The organism is Tangfeifania diversioriginum (assembly GCF_900141875.1).
Lineage (GTDB): Bacteria > Bacteroidota > Bacteroidia > Bacteroidales > Prolixibacteraceae > Tangfeifania > Tangfeifania diversioriginum.
Genome location: NZ_FQZE01000074.1, coordinates 1 through 2,378 on the forward strand (window position 1 = coordinate 1; position 2,378 = coordinate 2,378).

At 37.7% G+C, this 2,378-nt stretch carries 1 protein-coding gene; it reads right to left on the reverse strand.

The genetic code is table 11. The features are described 5' to 3' along the window. Positions 1-20: 20 nt before the first annotated feature. Positions 21-2,162 (reverse strand): patatin-like phospholipase family protein, encoded by a 2,142-nt coding sequence (locus BUC07_RS20420; RefSeq protein WP_175552593.1) that lies wholly within the window; start codon positions 2,160-2,162, stop codon positions 21-23. Between the last annotated feature and the right edge of the window lie 216 nt (positions 2,163-2,378).

Here is a 2,378-nt window from a genome sequence, read left to right on the forward strand (position 1 = left end):
GGATTTTCAATGGATTATTTTCAAAACCAATATCCTAAATTTGCAGAGAATGTAGGTTTTTCATGATACCCGGAATAACCTATTCCCAAATCAATTGGTCCAATACCTGTATCCATAGAATATTTAAATCCACCTCCTCCAATAAAACTGAATTTGTCCAATTGGTCTAAATCATCTCCCTGGACCATTAAGTTATATAAGAGCGACAAATAGTGTATTTTACCCATTTTTATTCGAAGCCCGACAAGTCCCACTCCGGTATTACTATCGCCAATGATTGCCGGGGGCAATCCTACAAAAGGCAAGTGGTGATTAAAATATTGCGAATAGGATTCGCCTCCCACTAATGTTGTTTTTATTAAAGGATAATTATTATTGAAAAAAATACGGGAATATATATTGCATAACAAAGTTGTTTTCGGGGTTACCGGAATAACCCTGTTCATTTTAAACAAAATTTCAGGGCTTAATTTATAATCAGCAAAATCTGTGTACAAAGAAAATTTAAAGTTAATCCTCGTTCCTTTTGTTGGAAAGTAGAAATTGTCCATGTCGTCGAAACGAATGTATCCATAGACGTTTGTAAGTAGCTGATTAATTTTTTCAGCGAAAACCTGTTCATTTGTATTTTTCGTAAAAATATCGCCATCAAAATATTCTTCCTTGATTCCTGCCCCAAAATTTAATTTGTTCCAGAATGTTTTGTAAAAGTAAAGGCTGGCGGAAGAATAAAATAAATCGGCATTATATAGTTTTTCCCTTTTTTCAAAAATGTTATAGTTCTGGTATTTTGTTTTAATTTCTGTTCCCAATGTTGGAATATTGCCTTTATTGGATTCTGCTACAAAACTGGCTCCCGGGTTTGCTGACAATTCAGTGCTAAGGGATAAAAAGTTAAAAGCTTTTTCGTAATTTCTACGAGTTGTATTAAGCAAAACAGCTGCGGCATCATTGGTATTTGCCTTGAAACCAATATGTTGGGAGTACTTTTTTTGGGGGGTTAATTTCAGGTTGAGCGTCTTTCCTGTTGGGTTATCGGAAAGATAATAATAGACGAGCGCAAAACCGCCATAACCATATAATCTGTTGATGGCATTTTTGATATTGTTTGTCGAATAATTTCCAGGTAACTCCAGGTTGAGTTTGTTTTTAAGAAAGTCGTCATTCAGAAAATTATTATCAGGGAAATTGATTTTGGTAATCAGCCAGTTGGTTTTGTTCACAAGGCTGCGGGAGTAATGACGCGGCTGAAGATTGTATTTTTCCTTTAACTGACGGATTTGGTCTTTCATCTGCATTGCTGCTTTTTCTCCTCTCCGAATTAGTGTATCAGCTGCTTCGTTCGAAAAACTTCCAACAGAATAACCGGTTATGTCGGGCCGGATAAGAATATCGCAGTAACTATTATTAATCGAATCTTTCCCTTGTCCTAAAAAATTCACCATCTGACTGATAACTCCGTCCATGGTAGCAAGTTTATCACGTGGTAGAAGATTTCCCCTAATATCTACGCCAATAATAATATCGGCCCCCATTTGTTTTGCCACATCGGCAGGGAAGTTGTTAACGGCCCCGCCATCTACAAGGAGTTTGTTGTTATGGTTAGCGGCCTGAAAAACACCCGGAATGGCCATGCTTGAAAACATGGCAGTTGGGAGAAATCCTTCGCGCATAACCACCTCTTCCCCAGTTTCAAGATCAGTGGCAACGCAGGCAAAAGAAATGGGAAATTTGCTGAAATCAGCTTTTTCTGGCACATTAGCTGCCAGTCCGCAAAAAATATTCAGAACATTCTGCCCGTTAATAATCCCTTGTGGAAGCCCGATAGATTTTACGTCGGAAAACGACAGGGAAAGTTGGTATCGTTGTTTTAAAATCTGGTCATTAAAAAAAAGGTCTTCCCTTGGTATTTTGTCTAAAAGTACCTGTTCCCAGTTTTGGTTCGTAACTAACATCTCAATTTCATCGGCGTTGTATCCAAGCGAGTAAATGCCACCAATTAAATTACCCATGCTGGTCCCCACAATAATATCAATAGGGATACCCTCTTCCTCCAATATTTTTAAAACTCCAATATGTGCAAATCCCTTGGCACCTCCTCCACTTAAAACTACAGCTACTTTGGGACGTTTTCCCTCAATGCTGTTCTCTTGTGCATGCACCAAAATTGAGTTTAGAAAAAGTAATTGAATTAGAATCAAACTAATTCTGCTTATCCATTTTTTATGAACAGGATCAATATACATTGAGATTGTTGTTTTTAGGCATCCAGCCATAGTTTAATAAATTCCGCTGCCTTAATTTTCTGGTTGTGTTCCATTGCCATTTGCCGACATTCCTGCAGAGTAATTTTCTGCTGTGAAAAGCCTGCAAAAGGC